Consider the following 257-nt stretch of genomic DNA (forward strand, 5'->3'; position numbering starts at 1 on the left):
GATCACCGCCGCCTGGCCGAGCCAGAAGGCGAAACCGATCACCAGGACCATCGCCCACCAGGCGTTGATCCGAGCGTTCAGGTTGTCGATCACCGCGTTCGGGCCGGGACCGGCGCGCCACTTGAGGACGAAGCCGACCAGCGAGGCGAGCAGCAGCAGCGCGCCGATCCCGCCGAAGAGCATCCAGGTCTGTTCGTTCATCTCAGGCCTCCTCTTCCGGCGCCAGGTCCAGCAGGGCCATGCGCGCTCGTTCGAGG

At 67.7% G+C, this 257-nt stretch carries 1 pseudogene; it reads right to left on the reverse strand.

The window, feature by feature from the left end:
• A pseudogene (locus tag G5A07_RS21475) lies at positions 1 to 201 on the reverse strand (phosphatidate cytidylyltransferase); the annotation flags it as partial.
• Between the last annotated feature and the right edge of the window lie 56 nt (positions 202 to 257).

This window comes from Stenotrophomonas sp. AS012628 (genome assembly GCF_010608305.1).
Classification (GTDB): domain Bacteria; phylum Pseudomonadota; class Gammaproteobacteria; order Xanthomonadales; family Xanthomonadaceae; genus Stenotrophomonas; species Stenotrophomonas geniculata.